This is a genomic window from Mesorhizobium sp. M0904 (assembly GCF_040319475.1).
GTDB lineage: Bacteria > Pseudomonadota > Alphaproteobacteria > Rhizobiales > Rhizobiaceae > Mesorhizobium.
The window spans coordinates 12,287-34,888 of record NZ_JAMYOC010000035.1 but is presented as its reverse complement, the minus strand read 5'-3'; the positions used below and the strand labels follow the sequence as shown (position 1 = coordinate 34,888).

21 protein-coding genes and 1 tRNA gene are annotated in these 22,602 nt (G+C 62.9%); 17 read left to right on the top strand and 5 right to left on the bottom strand.

Features of this window, described 5'->3' with window-relative positions:
- Positions 1 to 23: 23 nt before the first annotated feature.
- The 7 genes from NKH80_RS28100 to NKH80_RS28070 all read left to right on the top strand — a co-directional run bounded on the left by NKH80_RS28100 (position 24) and on the right by NKH80_RS28070 (position 6,976).
- Complete coding sequence (locus NKH80_RS28100) at positions 24 to 215, top strand: hypothetical protein (protein WP_352995005.1); 192 nt, start codon at positions 24 to 26, stop codon at positions 213 to 215.
- Positions 216 to 362: 147 nt separating this feature from the next.
- Positions 363 to 815 (top strand): RrF2 family transcriptional regulator, encoded by a 453-nt coding sequence (locus NKH80_RS28095; protein WP_352476864.1) that lies wholly within the window; start codon positions 363 to 365, stop codon positions 813 to 815.
- A 49-nt stretch (positions 816 to 864) separates the two neighbouring features.
- Positions 865 to 2,211 carry an FAD/NAD(P)-binding protein gene (locus tag NKH80_RS28090; protein WP_352508612.1) on the top strand — a complete coding sequence of 449 codons (1,347 nt, stop codon included), beginning with the start codon at positions 865 to 867 and terminating at the stop codon, positions 2,209 to 2,211.
- A gap of 333 nt (positions 2,212 to 2,544) precedes the next feature.
- The gene (locus NKH80_RS28085) at positions 2,545 to 2,751 is read left to right on the top strand and encodes a winged helix-turn-helix transcriptional regulator (RefSeq protein ID WP_352508613.1); all 207 of its coding nucleotides are present in this window, start codon (positions 2,545 to 2,547) and stop codon (positions 2,749 to 2,751) included.
- Positions 2,752 to 3,069: 318 nt separating this feature from the next.
- Positions 3,070 to 4,494 carry a pyridoxal-phosphate dependent enzyme gene (locus NKH80_RS28080; RefSeq protein ID WP_352508614.1) on the top strand — a complete coding sequence of 475 codons (1,425 nt, stop codon included), beginning with the start codon at positions 3,070 to 3,072 and terminating at the stop codon, positions 4,492 to 4,494.
- On the top strand, positions 4,491 to 5,672 hold the full coding sequence (locus tag NKH80_RS28075) for a cystathionine gamma-synthase (RefSeq protein WP_352476859.1): 1,182 nt from the start codon (positions 4,491 to 4,493) through the stop codon (positions 5,670 to 5,672). The genes NKH80_RS28080 and NKH80_RS28075 overlap by 4 nt, the downstream gene beginning before the upstream one ends.
- A gap of 326 nt (positions 5,673 to 5,998) precedes the next feature.
- Positions 5,999 to 6,976: a GlxA family transcriptional regulator gene (locus NKH80_RS28070; RefSeq protein ID WP_352994999.1), complete on the top strand. Its 978-nt coding sequence runs from the start codon at positions 5,999 to 6,001 to the stop codon at positions 6,974 to 6,976.
- A 151-nt stretch (positions 6,977 to 7,127) separates the two neighbouring features.
- Here NKH80_RS28070 and NKH80_RS28065 read toward each other — a convergent pair whose 3' ends face one another.
- The gene (locus NKH80_RS28065) at positions 7,128 to 7,415 is read right to left on the bottom strand and encodes a GIY-YIG nuclease family protein (protein WP_352994996.1); all 288 of its coding nucleotides are present in this window, start codon (positions 7,413 to 7,415) and stop codon (positions 7,128 to 7,130) included.
- 267 nt (positions 7,416 to 7,682) lie between these two features.
- Here NKH80_RS28065 and NKH80_RS28060 point away from each other — a divergent pair, with 267 nt between their 5' ends.
- The 4 genes from NKH80_RS28060 to NKH80_RS28045 all read left to right on the top strand — a co-directional run bounded on the left by NKH80_RS28060 (position 7,683) and on the right by NKH80_RS28045 (position 12,889).
- On the top strand, positions 7,683 to 8,987 hold the full coding sequence (locus NKH80_RS28060; RefSeq protein ID WP_352994993.1) for a M24 family metallopeptidase: 1,305 nt from the start codon (positions 7,683 to 7,685) through the stop codon (positions 8,985 to 8,987).
- A gap of 352 nt (positions 8,988 to 9,339) precedes the next feature.
- Positions 9,340 to 10,017 carry an isochorismatase family protein gene (locus NKH80_RS28055; RefSeq protein WP_352994991.1) on the top strand — a complete coding sequence of 226 codons (678 nt, stop codon included), beginning with the start codon at positions 9,340 to 9,342 and terminating at the stop codon, positions 10,015 to 10,017.
- Positions 10,018 to 10,033: 16 nt separating this feature from the next.
- Positions 10,034 to 11,035, top strand: coding sequence for an alpha/beta hydrolase (locus NKH80_RS28050; RefSeq protein ID WP_352823858.1), 1,002 nt, complete (start codon positions 10,034 to 10,036; stop codon positions 11,033 to 11,035).
- A gap of 213 nt (positions 11,036 to 11,248) precedes the next feature.
- Positions 11,249 to 12,889, top strand: coding sequence for an ABC transporter substrate-binding protein (locus tag NKH80_RS28045; RefSeq protein WP_352877034.1), 1,641 nt, complete (start codon positions 11,249 to 11,251; stop codon positions 12,887 to 12,889).
- A 49-nt stretch (positions 12,890 to 12,938) separates the two neighbouring features.
- On the opposite strand, the gene NKH80_RS28040 is transcribed toward NKH80_RS28045, so the two are convergent.
- On the bottom strand, positions 12,939 to 14,426 hold the full coding sequence (locus NKH80_RS28040) for a pyridoxal phosphate-dependent decarboxylase family protein (RefSeq protein ID WP_352994986.1): 1,488 nt from the start codon (positions 14,424 to 14,426) through the stop codon (positions 12,939 to 12,941).
- Positions 14,427 to 14,451: 25 nt separating this feature from the next.
- Positions 14,452 to 15,537 (bottom strand): PLP-dependent cysteine synthase family protein, encoded by a 1,086-nt coding sequence (locus NKH80_RS28035; RefSeq protein WP_352508625.1) that lies wholly within the window; start codon positions 15,535 to 15,537, stop codon positions 14,452 to 14,454.
- Between the two features lie 247 nt (positions 15,538 to 15,784).
- Between NKH80_RS28035 and NKH80_RS28030 the strand changes: the two genes are divergently transcribed.
- The 6 genes from NKH80_RS28030 to NKH80_RS28005 all read left to right on the top strand — a co-directional run bounded on the left by NKH80_RS28030 (position 15,785) and on the right by NKH80_RS28005 (position 21,688).
- Positions 15,785 to 17,782, top strand: a complete 1,998-nt coding sequence (locus NKH80_RS28030) for a transcriptional regulator (RefSeq protein ID WP_352995016.1) — start codon at positions 15,785 to 15,787, stop codon at positions 17,780 to 17,782.
- Positions 17,783 to 18,565: 783 nt separating this feature from the next.
- On the top strand, positions 18,566 to 18,955 hold the full coding sequence (locus tag NKH80_RS28025; RefSeq protein WP_352648536.1) for a hypothetical protein: 390 nt from the start codon (positions 18,566 to 18,568) through the stop codon (positions 18,953 to 18,955).
- 32 nt (positions 18,956 to 18,987) lie between these two features.
- Entirely contained in the window at positions 18,988 to 19,422 is a 435-nt protein-coding gene (locus NKH80_RS28020; RefSeq protein ID WP_352994983.1) for a hypothetical protein, read from the top strand.
- Complete coding sequence (locus NKH80_RS28015; protein ID WP_352509727.1) at positions 19,419 to 19,655, top strand: hypothetical protein; 237 nt, start codon at positions 19,419 to 19,421, stop codon at positions 19,653 to 19,655. Before NKH80_RS28020 ends, NKH80_RS28015 begins: the two co-directional genes overlap by 4 nt.
- Positions 19,652 to 20,059, top strand: coding sequence for a lysozyme inhibitor LprI family protein (locus NKH80_RS28010; RefSeq protein ID WP_352509726.1), 408 nt, complete (start codon positions 19,652 to 19,654; stop codon positions 20,057 to 20,059). Before NKH80_RS28015 ends, NKH80_RS28010 begins: the two co-directional genes overlap by 4 nt.
- A gap of 453 nt (positions 20,060 to 20,512) precedes the next feature.
- Positions 20,513 to 21,688 carry a hypothetical protein gene (locus NKH80_RS28005; protein ID WP_352994979.1) on the top strand — a complete coding sequence of 392 codons (1,176 nt, stop codon included), beginning with the start codon at positions 20,513 to 20,515 and terminating at the stop codon, positions 21,686 to 21,688.
- A 135-nt stretch (positions 21,689 to 21,823) separates the two neighbouring features.
- On the opposite strand, the gene NKH80_RS28000 is transcribed toward NKH80_RS28005, so the two are convergent.
- Together NKH80_RS28000 and NKH80_RS27995 are read right to left on the bottom strand one after the other, a co-directional pair.
- Positions 21,824 to 21,908: transfer RNA gene (locus tag NKH80_RS28000), tRNA-Leu, on the bottom strand.
- 73 nt (positions 21,909 to 21,981) lie between these two features.
- Positions 21,982 to 22,602, bottom strand: coding sequence for a 2,3-bisphosphoglycerate-dependent phosphoglycerate mutase (locus NKH80_RS27995; protein ID WP_352994976.1), 621 nt, complete (start codon positions 22,600 to 22,602; stop codon positions 21,982 to 21,984).

Below are 22,602 nucleotides of genomic sequence, written 5' to 3'. Positions count from 1 at the left end.
ACATTGAGGGATTGGAGAGGACGATGAGCGACGCCACCCTCCTTGTTGCCGCGCGCGGCATGCTTTGGCCTTCAAATTCAGGGGCAGAAGCTGCCGTCGGTATTCTCGCCGATCGGGACATTCCTGCCACCGGCCAGTTTGCCGGTGTGCCATTCGCGGCGGCTCCTGTGCTCGCAAGGGCACAAGCCCCGGCCAAAATGGCCATTGCGGCTTGAAAACGAAGCAAAATCAACGTTTCTGAGCTTGTATATCATGTCGCTAGAATTTATCTGTAGTGACAGCTTGGACGCGGCGGGGAGGCACGCCAGGCGTTTCGCAACCGGTGGCCTTGCGCCATCGCATGACAGAGAAACGTTCGGGTTATGCTCACGAAAAAAGGTAAATATGGCCTCAAGGCGCTCGTCCATCTGGCGCGCCTGCCGGTTGGACAGCTCGCCTTCGTCAACGACATCGCCACAGGAAACAATATTCCGAAGAAGTTCCTTGATGCCATTCTTGGCGAATTGCGCAATGCCGGGTTCGTCCAGAGCCGCAAGGGCAAGGACGGCGGCTATCGGCTGGCGCGCCCGGCGGACGAGATCAAGGTCGGCCACGTCGTGCGCGTGCTCGACGGACCGCTTGCCCCCATTCCTTGCGCCAGCCGCACCCAGTATCAGCGCTGCGAAGACTGCAACGAGGCGACATGCCAAGTCCGACACCTGATGCTGGAGGTCCGGCAAGCCATCGCCGAGGTGCTGGATCAGCGCAGCCTCGCCGAAATGCGCGACATCGTCGGCGACGAAGACTTTTCGGCGGCGTTGAAAATCCAGGCCTGAACCAATCTCTCCTGAGCCGGCGACGATCGCCAGCACAGCTGGTGTGCGTATGACCGGGCGCGCTACGCCAAATTCGATCATCATTGTCGGTGGCGGCGCCAGCGGCGTCGTGCTTGCGGCGCATCTGCTGAAGTCGCCCAATCCCGATCTCCGCGTCAGCCTGATCGAAAAACGCCCGCATTTTGGGCAAGGCATGGCCTATTCAACGCTGCTGTCGGCGCATGTGCTGAATGTCAGCGCGTCGGGCATGAGCGCCTATGCCGACGATCCCGGCAATTTCTCGCGCTGGCTGCTTGAACGCGGCATAGCGACGCCGGAACAGGCGCCAGTCTATGCGCCGCGCAGCGTCTACGCCCGCTATCTCAAGGAGCTGCTCGACGAGCTCGAGGCGCGTGAGCAGCAGACGGGCCGGCTGCGCCTGATCCGCGAGGAGAGCCTGTCGATCTCGCCGACCGCCTCCGGCGTTGAGGTGGCGCTGGCCAACGGCACCAGCGTGGTCGCGCATCTTGCCGTGCTCGCCACCGGGCATGACGAAGAGCCGGGGGCGGGGCAGGGGCATGCGATCAGGATGGGATCCGAGGCGGACACTGCGCTCGACCCCGAAGCCCAAATCCTGGTGCTGGGCACCGGCTTGAGCATGGTCGATGCCTTCCTGTCGCTCGAGCAGCGCGGCCACCGCGGCGCGATCGTAGCGGTGTCGCGGCGCGGCCTGCTGCCTTCGCCGCATCGCAAGGGCAATCCGATCAAGCTCGACGTCGCCGACATTCCGCTCGGCACCCAGCTTTCCTATTTCGTCGGCTGGTTCCGCGACCTGATCCGGGAAAACCAGAAGGCCGGTATCGACTGGCGCGACGTCGTCGACGGTCTGAGACCCTTCAACCAGAAGATCTGGCAGAACTGGCCGTCCTCGGCCAAGCGCCGCTTCGTCGAGCACACCAAGGCCTGGTGGGATATCCACCGCCATCGCATGGCGCCGGAAGTCTACACCCGCGTTGCCGAGGCGGTGCAAGCGGGCCGCATCCGCCTTGTCGCCGGGCGCGTCGTCGAGATCGCCGCCGGCGACGGCTTCAGCGTACAGGTCCAGTCGCGCCATACGCAGCAGCTCGAAAGGTTCGACGTCACCCGCATCTATGATTGCACCGGCATCGCCAGGGACATCTCGACCACCTCGAACAGCGTGGTGCGGTCACTGGTCGAGCGTGGACTGGCACGGCCGGATCCGCTGCGCCTCGGCCTCGACGTGACCGCGAACTGCGAGGTCATCGCCGGCGACGGCACGGTATCCGCCAAGATCCTCGCCGTCGGGCCACTGACGCGCGGCACCTTCTTCGAAATCGACGCCATTCCCGATATTCGTGTGCAGTGCGCGCGGCTGAGCAAGCGCTTACTCGGATGAGGCTCCCTTCGTCTTGACGCAATTCGGATGCAAGACCGCCGCCGTCGGGTGAAAAGACCTCGACGGCATAGCCGCGTTCGCTGAAGGCGAACCAGGGGTGCGGGAGCTCGCTCCACCAGAGCCGACCAGCCAGCCCGTCGTGGTCGATACAGCCAGGCGATGACGATCGCCACAGGTTTCGGCCGTCTCGCATTGACCGGATTGGTGTCGCGCACGCTCGTCTTCGTTCTCCTCCATGGATTTTGTCGCCGGCGCGGCCGCGAGCCGCGACCCTGGTCAGATGACCGGGCAAATTCTGCTTTCGTCGTCGCCGTGCCTTGCCTACCATGGGGCATGACCCAACGCGGAAGACTCTACGGCTGTCCGGTCGAGTTCGCGCTCGACGCGCTCGGCGGCAAATGGAAGACGGTGATCCTGGCGCGCATCAAGGAACAGCCGATGCGCTATTCCGACCTGCGCCGGCTGATCCCTTCGCTTTCCGACAAGATGCTGAAGATCTCGTCAGCCTCTCGGTCTATATCGCCGGCGACCTGGATATAGGGCCGGCCTTCGGCGCCTGGATGGCCTTCTGGGCAAACCGTGGCGCGCCGCCGATCATCAAGGTGAGCGCGTCGCCGGCCTCGGTAATCCGGATTTTCTGATCGAGATCGAAGCCCAGGCGGCGATCGCCTGAACCCCAAGCAGGTTCTGCAAATCTTTTGCCCTGCCTGGAGCCGGCGAAGCTTTCGCGAAATTCCATTCCCCTGCTGGCGGCCGGATTGGCACGATCTATCTTCTTTCCAACTGCAAACGGCTGGAAAAGACGGTAGGTTGCCGTCTTCCAGGGCGGTTGCTCATTCTGGCAACGGAGCATCTGACATGAGCAAGCACAAGATCGTGGCACCGGACGATGCATCGTCCCGCCTGCGCCCGCCCTATGCCTCGGTTCTCGACCTGATCGGTCAGACGCCGGTCGTCGAGCTGACCAAATTCGACATCGGCAAGTGCCGGCTGTTCATCAAGCTCGAAAGCCAGAATCCCGGCGGCTCGATCAAGGACCGCATCGCGCTGTCGATGATTGCCGCCGCCGAAAAACAGGGCAAACTGAAACGCGGCGGGACGATCGTGGAGGCGACCGCCGGCAACACCGGTCTTGGTCTCGCCCAGGTCGGCATCCCCAAGGGTTACCACATCATCCTTGTCGTGCCTGACAAGATGTCGCGCGAAAAGATCCAGCATTTGCGGGCGCTCGGCGCCGAAGTGCGCATGACGCGTTCCGATGTCGGCAAGGGCCATGCCGAATACTATCAGGACATGGCCGAAAAGATCGCCGCCGAGTTGCCCGGCGCCTTCTACGCCAACCAGTTTGCCAACCCGGCCAATCCGCATGCCCACGAGACCACGACCGGGCCGGAAATCTTTCAGCAGCTCGAAGGCGATGTCGATGCGGTTGTCGTCGGCGTCGGCTCCGGCGGCACGCTGACCGGGCTCGGCCGCTACTTTGCGAAAGTCTCGCCGAAGACCGAGATGGTGCTCGCCGATCCGGTTGGCTCGGTGCTGGCGCCGTTGATCAAGACCGGCAAGATGGTAGAGGCCGGAAGCTGGACCGTCGAAGGCATCGGCGAGGATTTCGTGCCGCCCAATGCCGATCTGTCGCTGGTCAGGAAGGCCTATTCCATCCCCGACAAGCAGAGCATGCTTGCGGTGCGCGACCTGCTTTCGAAGGAAGGCATTCTCGCCGGCTCGTCGTCCGGCACGCTGCTTTCGGCAGCACTCCGCTATTGCCGCGAGCAGACCGTGCCGAAGCGCGTCGTCACGTTCGTCTGCGACAGCGGCAACAAGTACCTGTCGAAAGTCTTCGACGATTTCTGGCTGGCCGAGCAGGGCCTTGCCGAGCACGAGCAGCATGGCGACCTGCGCGACCTGGTGATGCGCACGCTCCGCACCGGCGATGTCGTGTCCGTCGGCCCCGACGAAAGCCTGCTCAACGCCTATGGCCGCATGCGCCGCTCGGATGTCTCGCAACTGCCGGTGCTGGACGAGGGCAAGCTCGTCGGCATCATCGACGAAAGCGATATCCTGGCCAAGGTCGAAGGCCCCTATGACAGCCGCTGGGACCGCTTCAAGGCCCCGGTTCGTACGGCGATGACCTCCAATCTGCATACGCTGCAGGCCAGCCAGACGCTGGACGCGCTGTTGCCGGTGTTCGACCGCAACGAGGTCGCCATCGTCTTCGACGGCGACGAATTTATTGGCCTGATAACCCGCATCGACCTGATCAACCATCTGAGGCGCGCCCGATGACCATAAAAGCCACTGTATCGGGCAAAAACCGCCTCGCCTTCTCGACACGCACCATCCATGGCGGTCAGAGCCACGATCCGACGACCGGCGCGGTGATGGTACCGATCTACGCCACCTCGACCTATGGCCAGCAGAGCCCGGGCGTGCACAAGGGCTTTGAATATGCCCGCAGCCAGAACCCGACGCGCTTTGCCTTCGAGCGCGCCGTAGCCGATCTCGAAAGCGGCACCGCTGCCTTCGCCTTCGCTTCCGGTCTGGCGGCGATCGCCACGGTGTTTGAATTGCTTGATTCAGGCGCGCATATCGTCGCCACCGACGACATTTATGGCGGCACGTTCCGATTGCTCGAGCGGGTGCGCAAGCGCTCGGCCAATTTGCAGGTCGACTTCGTCGACTTCACCGATCTTGCCGCCGTCGAGGCGGCGATCCGCCCTGAGACCAAGCTGCTCTGGGTCGAGACGCCGACCAATCCGCTCCTGCGTGTCGTCGATTTGGAGGCGGTCGCGGCACTGGCCAGGCGCAAAGGCGTGCTTTCGGTCGCCGACAACACCTTCTGCAGCCCCTATCTGCAGCGGCCGCTGGAGCTCGGCATCGACATATCAGTCCATTCGACGACCAAATACCTCAATGGCCATTCCGACATGGTCGGCGGCGTCGCCGTGGTCGGCGACAACAAGGATCTCACTGAGCGGCTGAAATTCCTGCAGAACGCCATCGGCGCCATTTCCGGGCCGTTCGACAGTTTCCTGGCGCTGCGCGGCTTGAAGACGCTGGCGCTCAGGATGGAGCGCCATTCGTCCAACGGCCAGAAGATCGCGCACTGGCTGGAAAGCCGCCCCGACATCCGTCGTGTCATCTATCCCGGCCTGCCCAGCCATCCGCAGCACGCCATCGCCAGGCGGCAGATGCACGCCTTCGGCGGCATGATCACGGTCGAGCTCGACCGCGACCTTGCGGGGACAAAGCGCTTCCTCGAACACACGCAACTGTTCACGCTGGCCGAAAGCCTCGGCGGCGTCGAAAGCCTGATCGAGCACCCGGCGCTGATGACGCACGGCTCGATCCCCGCGAAAAAGCGCGCCGAGATCGGGATATCCGATTCGCTGGTGCGCTTGTCTGCCGGGATCGAGGATGGCGACGATCTGATCGCGGATCTGGATCAGGCGCTGGCGAGCTGAGCCCGGCAGCAAGAACCTTGCGAGACGTCGGCGGACAGTGCCCCTCTGCCCTACCGGGCATCTCGGCCACGAGGGGTGAGATTGGCCGTCATCTTGCGCTTTCGCCAACCTCCAACGCTGGAACACGGACGGGACGGCGAAGCTGCCAATCTCCCCCCTCGAGGGGGAGATGTCCGGCAGGACAGAGGGGGGCGTGAAGGATCGCCAACGAGCGGCGCTTGTTCTGCATCCATATCCATGTGTCTTACATTCTATTCCGTTGACCTTGGCGCCATCTGGCAGAATTGTAGCTTCCTGATCCACCTTGCGGCCTGGCTCCGGAAGCTATGAACAACCGACAACGCAACCAACCGACGGCAAGCGATACCCCGCTCACCTTCGCCATCCTCGTCTTCCCCGGCTTTCCGATGATGGCGTTCAGCTCGGTGATCGAGCCGTTGCGCGCCGCCAACGTTCTGGCCAAGCGGGACTGCTATCGCTGGATCATCGTCGGCGCCGCCGAAGGCCCGGTGGAGGCTTCGAACGGCGTCGTCATCCAGCCCGGTTTTTCCGCCCATGACGCGCCGAAGGTCGATCGCATCGTCGTCTGCTCGGGCGGCGATGCCGATCATCTCGTCGCGTACGATGCCGTGAGCTGGATCCGCAAGAGCATGCGCGGTGGCGCCCATATCGGTGCTGTGGCGGATGCGGCGTTCTTCCTTGCCCGCGCGGGCCTGCTCGACGGCCACGCCTGCACCTTGCACTGGACCAGCCAGGCCGCCTTCACCGAGGCCTTTCCCGACATCGAGCTGAGGCGCGATCTCTATGTCATCGACCGCAAGCGCTTCACCTCGGCCGGAGGCATCGGCAGCCTCGACATGATGCTGGAGATCATCACCGACGACTATGGCGCCGAACTCGCGGCCGGGGTCGCCGAATGGTTCGTGCACAGCCCGCTGCGCTCCAGTGTCGACCGCAAGCTGATGCCGCTGCGCTTACGCACCGGCGTGCAGAACGAACTGGTGCTGTCGGCCATCGCCATCATGGAGGATGCAGTGGAGGAACGGCTCGGCATGGCGGAGTTGGCGAATAGGCTTGGCGTCTCCTCCGACAAGCTCGAACGCAATTTTCGCTCCGAGCTCAGCATTTCGCCCAACGGCTACTACCGTCGGCTGCGGCTGAAGCGTGCCGCCGATCTTTTGGCCCATTCGACGCTGATGGTGCGCGACGTGGCGCTCGCCTGCGGCTTTGCCTCGATGTCGAGTTTTGCCCGCGCCTTCAGGGAAGAGCATGGGCATCCGCCGAAGGTGATGAGAAGGCATTAGGGGCCTCTGCAAGCCGCAAACGTCGGAGATTAGCCGAACCACCCCTCCGTTCGTCATCCCAGGGCGGAGCAAGGAGCGAAGCGACGCGGCGCAGACCCTGGGATCCATGCCGTTACCTCGCGGCAGTGCTCCTGCGGACCAGAACCGAATGCTACCACCCCGTCCCGCGAAAAAGCTCGAACCATTCCGGATTGGTCTTCTCGATCAGCTCGATCTTCCATTGGCGTGGCCAGCGCTTCAGCGACTTCTCGCGCTGGATGGCGTCGCGAATGTCGAAATGTTCCTCGTACCAAACCAGACGCTGCACGCCGTAACGGCCGGAAAAGCGCGAGCCCTCGCCGGATTTGTGCTCCGGCATGCGGCGGCCGAGATCATTCGTAACCCCGATATAGATCGTGCCGCGCTTCTGGCTTGCGGTCATGTAAACGTAGCCGGTCATGGTTTCAGGATAGCGAGCATCGATGCGCGCACAAGCGCCATTCCGCCGCATTCTACGACCAATGTCACGGCATGGATCCTAGGGTCTGTGCTGCGTCGCTTCGCTCCTTGCTCCGCCCTTGGATGACGAAAACGTTCGGGCCCACAGTCAATCGCCGGGGCAATTGAAGGGGGCTGCCGCCTAGCGGCATCCGGCACAACACCTGCGGGATTTCGCACAGACTTTGCGCCACCCTTGGCCCATCCTCGCCGCTTCCAGGAGGCACCCATGAGCATTGTCGTTTTTGACCCCGACAGCACCGAGGACGTCGACTTCAAGGATCGCATGCGCCATCCGGCGGCGGCCGATCCGGCCGGCGGCATGTGGCTGTCCGATACCGAGCCGTCCTTCATCGACGCCGACGCGCTGCGCAAGGGGCGCCTTGCCAGGCTGCGTGCCTGGATGCGCGAGGCCGGCTATGGCGGCGTCGTTTTGTTCGACCCCTACAACCAGCGTTACGCCACCGGTTCGCGCAACATGTTCGGCTATTTCCTGCGCAACTCGACGCGCTATTTCTTCATCCCCACCGAAGGGCCGATCGTGCTGTTCGAATATCCGCAGAGCTACCATGTCTCGATGGTGCTCGACACGATCGACGAGGCGCGTCCGTCCAAGCTGGTATGGTCTTCGGTGTCGGGCCGCGACGACGAAACCGCGGGTCCCTTCGCCGACGAGATCGCCGATTTGCTCAAGGCGCATGGCGGCGGCTCGATGAAGCTCGGCCTCGACCGCTGCAGCCATCTGCAGGCGCTGGCGCTCGAAAAGCGCGGCTGCGACGTACGCGATTGCCAGGGCGAGATTTTGGCGGTGCGTGCGGTCAAGACACCCGAGGAAGTAAAATGCCTGCAGGTGTCGATGGCCGGCGCCGAGGCCGCCGTCTATGCCGTGCGCGAGGCGATCAAGCCCGGCGTTTCCGAAAACGAGCTGTTCGCCATCATGTATGGCGAGGTGATCCGGCAGGGCGGCGAGTTCATCGAAACCCGTTTGCTGACCTCGGGCCAGCGCACCAATCCTTGGTTCAACGAAGCGAGCGGCCGCAAAATCAGGCCGGGCGAACTCTTGGCGCTCGATACCGACACGATCGGCTGCTACGGCTATTATTCGGATTTCTCGCGCACCTTCCGCTGCGGCCCGGGCAGGCCGACGGATTACCAGAAGTCGCTTTACAAGATGGCGCACGACCAGGTTCAGCACAATATCGGGGTCGTCAAGCCCGGCATGGCGTTTCGCGAGATTGCCGAAAAGGCCTGGAAGATCCCGGACCGCTTCGTCGACCAGCGCTATACCTCGGTCATGCACGGCGTCGGCATGCATGGCGAGACGCCGTTCATCGCGCACGCCATGGATTACGAAACCTATGGTCGCGACGGTGTCATCGTGCCCGGCATGGTGGTCAGCGTCGAAAGCTATATCGGCGAGAAGGGCGGCCGCGAGGGCGTCAAGCTGGAGGACGAGATCCTGATCACCGAGACCGGCACCGAACTTCTGTCGCGGTTCCCTTATGAGGACGATTTCTTGGAGAAACAGGTTTGACGCTCGTTCCCTCGCAAAGTTTTGATAGACGGGCGCGTTTGGCCGGTCGCACGCTTTGGCGACTGTCGGAAACACCCTTTGCTTCGTCATCCTGGGGCGGAGCAAGGAGCGCAGCGACGCGGCGCAGACCCCAGGATCCATGCCGTGACTTCAGAACGCTGCTGCGGTGCAGGATTCTGTTCCGCCGCATTCCTCGGCAGCCGTCACGGAATGGATCCCAGGGTCTCCGCGACGGAGCTTCGCTCCTGCTTCGCCCTGAGATGACGAAGCTGGCTAGGCGTCGCCCAATCTCCACGGCTTGCGGTAGCCCACCGAAAGGAACAGCGTTGGCCGGGAAGCCAGGCAGTTTTGCATGAAAAGCCCGATCTCGATCAAGCGCGGCAAGGCGGCGGCGGTGTTCATCGATCTCCAGGAGGAGCATCGGCGGGACAAGCGCTATCTGGTCGAAGGCTATGGCGACATCCTCGCCAACGTCCAGCGGCTGCAGGCAGCGGCACGGGCCAATCATGTGCCGTTGTATCACTGGGCCTATGTCGTCGATCTCGCCACGGCACGGCCGTTCCACCCGGTCGAGGCCAACGGCAAGTCGGCCTTTTCCGACAAGGACGATCCGCTGACGGCGATCTGTCCGGAAGTGGCGCCTGCAGCCGGCGAGACGATGCTGGTCAAGACGCAGGCCAGCGCCTTTGGTGGAGGGGCTGCCGCCGGGCGGCTCAAGGCCGACGACATCGAGTGGCTGGTCGTTGCCGGCGTCTGGACCGAGGCCTGCATCGATGCCACCGTCAAAGATGCGGTGGCGCTCGGGTTTCGCGTGCTGCTGGTCAAGGATGCCTGCGGCAGCGGCAGCACGGCGATGCACCAGACGGCCATCCTCAACCTCGCCAACCGGCTCTATGGCGGTGCCGTCACCACCACCGAGGCCGCCTGCCGGCTGCTGGCAGGCGAGACGGTCGATGCCTGGCAGGTCGAGGGCTCGGTGCCGCTGCGTTTCAGCTACGAAAACGCCGCCCGCCTCTATGCCGAGCTCTGAGCGGGATCGCGCCGCGATGGTCACCGAAGCCGAGCGACCCGAAACGACAGACCGCGGAAAATACCTGACGCTGCTCGATCCGGAGCTGTGGGCCTATATCGACCGGGTCAACGAGTGGTATCCGCCCGAAATCGTCTACATGCCGATCGACAGGCAGCGGGCGGTCTATGATGCCATGTGCCGGGCGTTTCGCGAGCCCTATCCACCCGGCGTCAAGGCCAGCGACAGCAGCGTCGGCGACGGTGCGATCCCGGTCCGGCGTTACCAGATGGCGGGAACGGCACCGCAGGCGATGGTTGTCTATTATCACGGCGGCGGCTTCGTGCTTGGCGGGCTCGACAGCCATGACGACATCTGCGCCGAGATCTGCGCCGGCACCGGCTTTGCCGTGCTGTCCGCCGACTACCGGCTGGCGCCGGAACATCTGCATCCTGCGGCCTTCGAGGATGCGCTGGCCGTATTCGAATGGGCTGCGGCGACGACCGAACTGCCCATCGTGCTCTGCGGCGAAAGCGCCGGCGGCAACCTGGCCGCAGCAGTGGCGCAGGCGACGCGCCGCCATCCTCGCCGCGCGATCGGCCAGGTGCTGATCTATCCCGAGCTCGGCGGTGACGAGCTAGACGGCCCAGAGCTGGACGGCAAAGCGCGCACCGGCTCCTATATCGAGCACGCCGAGGCACCGCTGCTGACGTTGCGGGACGTCGAATTCTACCGCCATATCCGGGCAGCGAAGGGGCAGTCGCCGGACGACCCGACATTTTCGCCACTTAACGATAGCGACTTCTCCGGCCTGCCGCCGACGGTCATCGTCACCGCGCAATGCGATCCGCTGTCATCGGACGGCCAGGCCTATCGCGACCGCATCCTTGCCGCCGGCGGTAAGGCATGGTGGCGCGAGGAGCCGCGCCTCGTGCACAGTTTCCTGCGCGCCCGCAAGACCGTGCCGCGCGCCGGCGAGGCCTTTGATCGCATCGTCGCGGCTATAGCCGCGCTGGGTGGGCGCAAGTGGCCGGAGTGACGGCGGAGTGCGGCTCTCATGCCGGCCAGGCAAGCGGAGAAATCCGCTCTCCTCAAGCTCCCCACTGCGGAACAGCGCACAACAACTGCGGAAACCCGAACACTTGCCCGCTCAGGCCAGCATTATCATAACCTGACGTAAGGCGCCCCTGCGAAACGCATCCACCCCCCGCGGCGCGGTCGGTCGGAGGCGCCCAACAAAGAGGGAACGACGATGAAGTTCATGCTGACCGATCGGAAATTGCATCCGCAGGCCGCGCCCGTCGCCGACGGCTTCAAGAAGGGCCAGATGAACCGGCGCGAATATCTCGCCACCATGGCCGCGTTTGGTGTCAGCGCTGCCGGCGCGCTGGCGCTTGGCGGGCTTGCTCCGTCACCGGCCAGGGCCGAGGAGGCGAAGCGCGGCGGCGTCTTGCGCGTTGCCATGAACGTCAAGGGCTGGAAGGATCCGCGCACCTTCGACGGCGTCGAGATGTCCAACGTCGCCCGCCAGTGTAATGAATATCTGGTACGCTGGAACCGCGACTTCACCTTCGAGCCATGGCTGCTCGAGAGCTGGGAGACCAGCGACGATGCCCGCGTGCTGACGCTGCATGTCCGCAAAGGCGTCAACTGGTCGAATGGCGACACCTTCAACGCCGACGATGTCATTCACAATCTGACGCGCTGGTGCGATGCGTCCGTCGCCGGCAATTCTGTCGCCGCGCGGATGGGCGCGCTGGTCAACGCGGACACCAAGAAAGCCGTCGACGGCGGCATCGAACGCGTCGACGACTTCACCGTGCGGCTCAATTTGCCCAAGCCCGACATCTCGCTGATTGCCGGCATGGCCGACTATCCGGCGCTGATCATGCACCGCAGCTATGAAGGCGACGGCGACCCGATGAAGGCATTGGCGATCACCACCGGGCCGTGCGAACTCGTGGCATGGGACGCCGAGGTCGGCGCCGAAGTCCGCCGCAAGGATAAGCCATGGTGGAAGGGCGAGTTCTACCTCGACGGCATCAAATGGGTCGACTACGGCTCCGACCCCAACGCCATGCTGTCGGCCTTCGAATCGGGCGAGATCGACACCGACCACGAAACCGCCTCCGACACGGTTGCGCAGACCGACTCGATGGGCCTGAGCAATTCCGAGATCGCCACCGGCTCGACGATCGTCGCGCGTTTCAATGTCGCCAATCCGCCCTATGACGACATCAAGGTGCGCCGCGCCGCCCAGCTCGCCGTCGACAACGCCGCTGTGCTGAAGATCGGCATGGACAACCGCGGCAAGCCGGCCGAGAACCATCATGTCGGGCCGATGCATCCCGAATATGCCGATATCGGCCCAGCCGTGCGCAACATCGATCAAGCCAAGGCCCTGCTCGCCGAGGCCGGCAAGGCCGATCACGAATACGAGCTCATTTCGGTCGACGTCGACTGGCAAAAGACCACCGGCGACGCCATCGCAGCGCAGATGCGCGAGGCTGGGCTGAAGATCAAGCGCACGGTGCTGCCGGCCGCCACCTTCTGGAACGACTGGAGCAAATATCCGTTCTCCTGCACCGAATGGCTCGGCCGGCCGCTGGGCATCCAGGTGCTGGCGCTGGCCTACAAATCGGGCGCCGCCTGGAACGAGAGCGCTTACGCCAATCCGGAATTCGACAGCCTACTCGACAAGGCGCTGGCGATGCCCGATGCCGGCGACCGCAAGGAGATCATGGCGAAGATCGAGCAGAATCTCCGCGATTCCGGCATTATCATCCAGCCCTACTGGCGCTCGGTCTACCGCACCTACCGCAAGGGCGTCCATGGCTGCGAGCAGCACCAGTCGCTCGAGCAGCATTTCGAGAAGGTTTGGCTCGAGGCGTGACTCGTGCCGCCCGACGGAAAGCCGGCGCCCAAGGCAGCGGAAGCCGGCGTCAGCCGGCGGTGCCCGCCCTTGAAATCTCCCGCCCGAGGCGCACCGTTTCCCGCACCAGCAGGTCCAGATCGTCACGCCGGGTACGGTGGTTGTTGATGGCGACCCTGAGGCAATGCTGGCCATGCACCGTCGTGTCGGAAATGGCGGCGATGCCTTCTTCCTGCAGCCTCAGCATGATCTCGGTATTGAGCGCTTTCAGGCGCTCAGCGTCCAACCCATCGGCGCGATAACCAAAGCAGACGATGTTGATGTTCACCGGCGCCACCAGCTCGAGCGCCGGTTCGGCCTCGATCAGCTCACCGAGATAATGCCCTTGCGCGATGTTCTGGTCGATCAGCCGGCCGAACTTTTCGATGCCGTGTTCTCGCAGCGCCATCCACACCTTCAGCGCCCGGAAGCCGCGTGAGGTCTGCAAGCCGTAGTCGTGCAGCCATTGGCCGGAGGCCAGGCCGCGCGGCGTCGATTCCAGATATTCCGGCGTCACCGCGAACGTGCGGCGATGCGCGGAGGCATCCCGGATCAGCGCGCAGCCGACCTCGAAGGGCGCGTGCAGCCATTTATGCGGATCCAGCGCGATTGAGTGGGCGTGCTCGATGCCGGCAACGCGATGCGAATTGTCCGGCGCAATCGCAAGCAAGGCGCCGATGCAGCCATCGACGTGAAACCACAGATCCTCTTTTGCCGCCAGGTCGGCCAGCGCTTGCAGATCGTCGATTGCGCCGGTGTTCACCGTGCCGGCCGTACCGATCACGCAGGCCGGCTTGAAACCGGCGTCACGGTCCTCGGCGATCGCCGCCCGTAACGCAGCGATGTCGATCCGCAGCCCGGCATCGCTCGGGATGCGGCGCAGCGCCCGGTTGCCGAGGCCGAGCGCCTCCATCGCCTTGCGATGACAGGAGTGAAGCTGGTCGGAGCCGTAGAAACGCAGTGGCTTGTCGATGCCAGCAACGCCGTGCTCGCGTATGTCGATGCCGGCCTTGGCGTTGCGCGCCACGGTCAGACCGATGATGTTGGCCATCGAGCCGCCGCTGACCAGTGTGCCGCTGGCCGATTGCGGAAAGCCCATCATGTCCTTGCACCAGTCGACGACCTGGTTGTCCATCAGCGCGGCGGAATGGTTGCCGCCGCCGAGGTTGGAGCCCTGGATCGCCGCCAGGAAATCGCCGAGCGCGCCGGTGAAATTGCTCGAGCCCATATACCAGGACCAGAAGCGCGGATGGATGTTGCCCATCGGATAGGGCATCAGGCTCCTGGTGACGTCGCCATAGATTTCTGCCAGCGGCGCCGGCGAACGCGGCAGCGGCGATGTGAAGAAGGTCCTCACATCGACCGGCATCTCCTGCCACACCGGACGCTCTCTGACATCGCGCAGGTAAGCGACGGCATCGTCGACGATCCGATGCGACAGGACCTGCACATCGGCCCAGTTCGAGGGGTCAAGCGTTTCCTCGCTGGCCGTGACGGCCAATCCAGGTTTCGTGTCCATGCAGGCCGCTCCCGATGTGCCGCCGTCACGCCGGAAACTGGCAGCCGGGCGTCGACTGCGAAAGCGCGGTCTCCTCGGCGTCCATCTCCGCTTCGATGCCGTCGAACAGCGGCGTGGTCATGTAACGCTCGCCGGTGTCGGGAAGCATGCACAGGATCACCGAGCCGGGTAGCGCCTTTTCCGCGATCTGCCGCGCCACCGCGAAGGTCGCCCCGCCGGAGATGCCGGTGAAAATCCCTTCCTTCTGCGCCAGCGCCTTGGCCCATTTCATGCCCTCGGGCCCGGCAATCGGCACCACGTCGTCGTAGAGGCTTGTATCGATCGCCTCCTGCAGCACGTCCGGAATGAAGTCGGGCGTCCAGCCCTGGATCGGATGCGGCTCGAACGCTGGATGGCTGGCGGCAGGCGCGCCGCCGGCCCCGCGCTGCTGCGGCTTGCCGCTGCCGATAAGCTGCGCATTGGCCGGTTCGGCGAGCACGATCCGGGTCTCCGGCCGCTCGCGGCGCAGCACGCGTCCGACGCCGGCGACGGTGCCGCCCGTGCCATAGCCGGTGACGAAACAGTCGAGCCGCGAGCCGGCGAAATCGTTGATGATCTCGCGCGCCGTGGTCGCTTCGTGAATGGCGGCATTGGCCTTGGTCTCGAACTGGCGGGCAAGGAACCAGCCATTGGCCTCGGCGAGCTCCACCGCCTTCGTGTACATGCCAAAACCCTTCTGGGCGCGCGGCGTCAGCACCACCTTGGCGCCCAGCATGCGCATCAGCTTGCGGCGTTCGATGGAAAAACTGTCGGCCATCGTCACCACCAGCGGATAGCCCTTCTGGGCGCAAACCATGGCAAGGCCGATGCCGGTGTTGCCGCTGGTCGCCTCGACCACGGTCTGGCCCGGCTTCAAGGCGCCGCTGCGCTCGCCCTCCTCGATGATGTTGAGTGCCAGCCTGTCCTTTACCGAGGCGGCGGGATTGAAGAACTCGGCCTTCACATAGATCGTGGCATGGTCCGGTCCGAGATTATTGATGCGGATCACCGGCGTATCGCCGACCGTGTCGAGAATGCTGTCGAACAGACGGCCGCGCCCGGCGGTGGTTCTGATTTTCTGTTGATGCAACATGTCGATCTCCTCGCGTTGTCGTTGTCTCTTGTCGTCACGGGCCGGTTACAGACCGGTGGCTTGGGCGGCGAGGTTTCGAGACCTTGCCACGCTACATCTGCCTCCCGGCAATGCCAGCATCCGGCGCGGGAATTCGCTGCCGGATGCACCGTGTCACGTTTGGTGATAAAACAAAGGCCGACTGGCCAGCGTGGGAGCAGGCGTGGAAACTTACGTGGAATCCGCCCGATCGAGCCTCGGCGGCGAGATGGCCGGTCTTTCCGTGCGTCTGCTCGGACCGCTGACGATCGCACGCAACGGCATCATCATCCAGCTCCCAAAATCGCGCAAGCTGCGTGCGCTGCTCGCCTATCTGGCGCTGGCGCCGCATCCGGTCGGCCGCAGCCGCCTCTGCGAGCTTTTGTGGGATGTGCCGAACGACCCGCGCGGCGAGCTTCGCTGGTGCTTGAGCAAGCTTAGAGGCATCCTCGATGAACCGCACCATCGCAGGGTCGAGACACCAGGCGACACGATCGCGCTTGATCTGAGAGGTGCTTCCGTCGACGCTGTCGACATAGCTTCGGCCGCCGCCAAGGGCGTTGAGACGCTCGGTCTGGAGCGGCTGCAGGCTCTTTCCGGAATGTTCGCCGGCGATTTTCTCGATGGGCTGGAGATCGACCGCAGCCCGCATTTTAACGGTTGGCTGATCGCTCAGCGCCGCCGCTTCAGCTCCTGGCACGCCGCAATCCTGGAACACCTCGTCAACAAGCTTCCGGCGGATGCCGACGAAATGTCCTCGCATCTGGACAAATGGCTGGAACTCGCTCCGTTCGACGGGCGCGCGCATGTGGCTCTTCTGAAAAGGCTGGCGCAGCGCGGCCAGTTTGGCGCGGGCGAGGAACATCTCGCTTCCGCGGCGCGGCTGTTTGCTTCAGAGGATCTGGATTTCGGAGCCGTTCGTGAGGCATGGCGGACGATCCGCGGCGAACGACCTGCAGCAGCGCTCTGGGCGCGACCTTCACTCGTACCCGCGGCCCCCCACGCGTCAATTGTGCCTCCCCGTTCCGATACTGCTGCATCGCAGAAGGCTTCGCTCGCCGTGATGCCGTTTGCCGAAGAGGCGGCTGGCGGGGGCCCACGCGGAGGCATAGCCGATGGCCTCACCCACGACATCATCACCCGCCTGGCCAAGCTCAGGGATTTCTTCGTCATCGCACGCGGCTCGGTGTTTGCCTTGGCGGAGAAAAACATCGCGCCCGAAGATGCCGGCCGGCGGCTCAACGTCGACTATGTCGCCACCGGCACGGTACGCTGCCAGGCAGCCCGCGTCGTGGTCAGCGTGGAACTTGTCGAGGTGCGCACGGCCAGGATCGTCTGGGCCGAGACGTTCGAGCGCAGACCGGACGACATCTTTACCGTGCTCGACGACATCGGCAACAGCATCGTCTCGTCGATCTCGGCCGAGATCGAAACCGTCGAGCGCAACCGCGCCATGCTGAAGGCGCCCAATTCGCTGAACGCCTGGGAAGCCTACCATCGCGGGCTCTGGCACATGTATCGCTTCACCCGCACGGAAAACGAGCAGGCCCGGCATTTCTTCGACACGGCCTTGAAGCTCGATCCGACCTTCGCCCGCGCCTATGCCGGCCTCTCCTTCACCCATTGGCAAAATGCCTTCCAGCGTTGGGGCGACCGCGACCAGGAAAGCGCCTTGGCCTTCGAGGCAGCCGGCCAGAGCCTGCTCGTCGACGATCACAATCCAGCCGCTCACTGGGCCATGGGGCGGGCGCTGTGGCTGCGCGGCGAACAGGACGGCTCCCTCACCGAGCTCGAACGCGCCGTAGACCTCAGCCCGAATTTCGCGCTCGGCCACTATGCGCTGTCATTCGTCCATTCGCAGTCCGGCGACCCGCAGGCCGCGATCGGCTCGTCCGACCATTCCAGGCATCTAAGTCCCTTCGATCCGCTGCTGTTCGGCATGTTGGGCGCCAGGGCGATGTCGCATGTCCGGCTTGGCCAGTTCGACGAGGCCGCCGAATGGGCGCTGAAAGCAGCCGCCCGTCCCAACGCCCATGCCATCATCCTGGCGATTGCCGCGCATTGCCTTGCGCTGGCGGGGCGGCTGAGCGAGGCACGAAGTTTCGCCGCTGCGCTGCGCAAGATGCTGCCGAACTACTGCGCCGACGATTTCATCGGCACCTTTCGCTTCGAGCCGGACGCCGAGGCGCTGTTCCGGCAAGGCGCCAAGCGGATCGGGCTGGGGTGAGACAAGGCGTGGTTCGTCCGGCTCTCTAAACCGCTCATCGCGGCTGGCGCCACGAAACATCGTCATGTCCGCAGCCAAGGCGCATCGTCAGGCTGACCTTGAGGATGTTTGCCGTCGCTTGGCCCGACGGCCAGTACGAAAAGTCGGCAAAGGGGCGGCGTTTCTTTCGGCCCTCGCAACGGGTTGGGCTGGGTTCGAAAAAATACCACAATAGATCACGATTAGGGCGATCTTATAAGAAACGGTTTCGTCGCGTTTTTTCGTAGAGCAGGCGAAAAGTCACAACGATATGGAGTATTATTTGTATCAACGAGAAACAAAGCTAATGGAACGTTCCGTAATCTTGCTGGAGATGCATGTTTCAGTGTCTGCTAAGATAACCGGTTCTGATTCCGAAATATTAAGCATTTGCCAAATTCAATCCTGCGATATTGGGATTTGTCCTTGTCACAGGCGGACTCGGATGCAATTTCTTGGAGGCACAGCCGCGTCAGCGGATTGTTGAAACATGCTTGGGCGGACGGGGCACTAAGCATGGAGAGGCATATTGACATTCGCTAATGCGGCGGCCCCCGCCGGGAGCGTTCCCTCCGACGTTAGAGATTACGACAACCATCGGCTAAGTCGTCGAATGCGTCGCCCACAGCCTGGCTCTCGTTTGATAGCCGGCGAAGCTTTGCCCTCCTCCGATTGGCGCCAGACTCCGCGGCAAAGGCGGGGATCGCCGCCTGCAACGGCCTTCCGATATGGACGATGTCCGCCAGCCAGTCGGAGGAATGAACCATGAAATTCGTAATCTGTGCGGCCTTGGCCACTGCTGTGATGGCGATCGCCGGTTGTACCACCGACGATTACGATGATTGTCGCGGAAAGGGCTGCCTGGTTGATCCGCCCCACAAAGCCGGCCGAAAGATTGATGACCGGCCGCAGTTCGACAGGAACGGCAATCCCAACTTCGATACCAGGGGCCGTTACATCGGCTGCCATGGGCTCGGATGTAAAGTCGACGATCCTGATGACGGGGATCAAAGCATCGACGACAGACCGCAGTACGACAACGAAGGCAATCCCACCTTCGATACGCAAGGCAACTACCAAGGCTGCCGCGGCATCGGCTGCGAGGTCGATACACCGGACGATGACAGTTCATCGGACGATGACGATTCCGAATAAGGGACTCCGGGGCGAAAAAGAGGAAGCCAATTATGTCTGAATTCAGCGGCCTGGTCCGGCGACATGCCAAAATCGTTATAGTTGGCCTCACGGGGCTGGGAATGACGCTGACATCCGCCTTCGCTGCGGGTAGCGCCTGCGACGGCATAAAGGTCGAAGCGACGAAGGCGCGCAAGCAGGAATATGCATCTCTCGTCGCCTCGGCGTTGAACAACAAGGTCAAGCCCGCTCGGGTGAAGTTCATCACGATCATAGAGAACGGCAACTGGAGCGCCGCTTACGTCTCCACGCCCGTGAGCGACGACGGTGTGATGTTCTTCCAGACAGTCGATGGAAAAAAGCAGTTCCGCGACGTCTGGGGCGGCTATGCCGAGCCGTCGGAAAAACCTGAACTGGTATCCTGGGCGAAGAAGCTCGGAGCGCCGCAAGATCTGGCAAAGTGTTTTGCCGAGCAAGTTACGGAATGATGGTGATCGGTGGAGATTTGCCGCCGACGCCGTTGGCGCATGAGGAGAACAACTATTCCGGCGTGATGGAAGTCGTGTCACGGTCTCCGAAGGTGACAAAGCTGATCCAACGAAAACCAGATAATCACGCCATGGGCACGGCTGACCGTGGCAATGACGGACAGCTGAAGAGGACATGGGGCGGGGCTGAGCAACTTAAGAGCTTGACTGCAACCGGAAAGGGAAATCGATGAAAACCGCAATACTGATTGCTGCCGTGGTTCCGGCCATGCCGACTTTCGCCTTCGCCGAGGACAAGTGCGCCGATGCCAAGGATCAGGCCACCATGAACCAGTGCTTCGGTGCCGAGTTTCAGAAATCCGACAAGAAGCTCAACGAGCTTTACAAGCAGATCGAAGCCCGCCTGAAGAACGATGCGGATACCAAGAAGCTTCTTGTTCAGGCACAGCGGGATTGGGGCAAGTTTCGCGACGCGGAGTGCAGTTTCCAGACCGCGGGAGCGGCCGGAGGAAGCATGATGCCAATGCTCATCGCGCAGTGCATGGACGGCCTTACGCAATCCCGTGCCAAAGATTTCGAAGGCTATCTGAACTGCCAGGAGGGCGACATGAGCTGCCCTGTTCCGGCCGCGAACTGACACACGCCACAGCTGATCTGATCACGATGACGCCGGCGGCGAGCGTGGCGTCGCCACCGGGCATGAAAGGATGCGAGGCGCGCAAGGGCAGTGCGGACAATTGGCTCAACGGCGATTTCATCGACGGTCCACTGTGCGCTACCGCAACGACAGATCGCTACCTAACCCGGACGGATAGGCATAACCGGAGACCAGTGACAGTCAGGAAATGGCGCCTCTCTGAGCAAGACGCTGCGGTACTGTGCCGACGATTTCATCAATCCCTTACGTTTTCGAGCCCGACGCCGAGGCCCGTTTCGGCAAGGCACCAGGCGGATTGGCTGGCGTGATGGCGGCGCGCCTTACTAGTGGTCGCGACAAAGGCAAAACTTCAAGTTGCTCTCACCAAATCTGCAACGAGGATTCGACAGTGTCGTCCGCCGAAGCTAGGCTACTTTGGGGGTATTATGGGCCATGTCTCGCATCTCTTTCGTTCGTGTCTTGTTGTGTTTTGCATCGATGCTGCTGGGCGCTCCGGTGGCGCATGCCGGTTTGCAGTTTCAAGCCGGGCAGACCGACTCCGGATTTCAGTATATCCTCGTGTCGGGTGATTTCTCGTATCAGGACGACCTATCGGTTTTCGAGGCACTGGCACGGTCCAATGCATCAGTCGCTGTCACCTTCCAGTCCCCCGGCGGCAATATCCAGAAGGCTATGGAGCTTGGCCGCCTTATTCGTAGGCTGCGCCTTAGCACGGCTCAATTCAGGGCTGTCGAGTGTGCTTCGGCCTGTTCCCTGGCGTTCCTTGGTGGCGTTGTGCGCTTTGCCGAGCCGGGTTCCATCGGCGTCCATAGATCCTCATTCAGTGGCGACATTCCCGTAAACAGCAAGGACGCCGTTTCCGGCATCCAGCAAATGACCGCCGACATCATCACCTACATGATCGAAATGGGCGTGGATCCCGCTCTGCTTCAGCTTTCGCTGCAATATGACAGTGACGACATACGTTATCTTTCTAGGAGCGAGATGGCTAAGTACAAGGTCGTTACCTTGGAACCCGAAGCAAGCTGGCCGCAGGTCGCAAACCAGGCACCATCCTCGACGCCATCGTCCCAGCAAGCGCCGTTACAACCGCCTGTCGCCTCTTTGCCACCTGCTTCCACGAATCCTTCACTCGTTATTCCTCAAGCCCGCTCGGGCCGTATTCTCCGCTCCCAGGGCGCGGCGCCTTTAAAGGCCCTCCCAGAGGTAAAATCCGCCACGCTCGCAAATGTGCGAAACGGCGGCGCAGTCGTGATCTTGGGTAATGTCGAGCGATGGTACCGTGTCCGTGCAGGCGGTCAGGTCGGCTACATGCATGACACCTGGGTCTACGTCGACCAGTATGAGAGCGGCCCCTTCGGACAGCGTCATATCCAGGTCAAGAGCTTCGACAATCTCGCCGAGACGGAGGCCTATGTGCGATCGGCATCAATCCCGCTTGTCGCCTACCTCGCCACCAACGGGTGGTTCGCCATTACGTTACGCGGCACCTATGCCCAGGATGCCGCTAAGGACCTAGCTAAGGCGATGAAGGAAAACGGGGCGATCCCCGACGACGCCTACGTTACTTATGGCAACACTTACGTCCGCAATGTCTGTTGTCGCTAACCGGCACGTTTAACAGCAAGGGCAGCACTTCACCCGGCCGGACCCCAAAAGGCCATGAAACAACAAAAAAGCCCGGCAAAACCGGGCTTTTTCTTGAAGTCTCCGAACCATATCAAACGGTCCGAAACGGGAATTTGGTGCCCAGAAGAGGACTCGAACCTCCACTCCTTGCGGAACACGGACCTGAACCGTGCGCGTCTACCAATTCCGCCATCTGGGCTGGTGCGCGCTCATTAAGCGGGCGAGGGATGAGTGTCAACGCGCTTTTTTGAATGCCGCGTGCCTTCTCCGCCTCAATGCTCCAGCACTTCCTTCGATGCCACCGTCGAATCGGCGTTGAGCGTATAGATGACCGGCACGCCGGTGCCGAGCTCGAGCTTGACGATCTCCTCGCCCGATTTGCCGTCCAGCGCCATGATCAGCGCGCGCAGCGAATTGCCGTGTGCCGCCACCAGCACCGTGCCGCCGCGCAGCACATGCGGCTGCAGATCGTGCAGGTAATAGGGCCAGACGCGCGCGCCGGTGTCTTTCAGGCTTTCACCGCCGGGCGGCGCCACGTCGTAGGAGCGGCGCCAGACATGCACCTGCTCCTCGCCCCATTTCTTGCGCGCATCATCCTTGTTGAGGCCAGAGAGATCGCCATAGTCGCGCTCGTTCAGCGCCTGGTCGCGGATGGTCTCGAGCTCGCTCTGGCCAACGGCGTCGAGAATATGCTGGCAGGTCTTCTGCGCCCGGATCAGCGACGACGTGAAGGCGATGTCGAATTTCATGCCGCGCGCCCTGAGCTTGGCGCCCGCCGCCTTGGCCTCGGCATGACCCAGTTCGGTCAGGTCGACGTCGCGCCAGCCGGTAAACAGGTTCTTCAGGTTCCATTCGCTCTGGCCGTGGCGCACGAGCACGAGAGTTCTCGACAT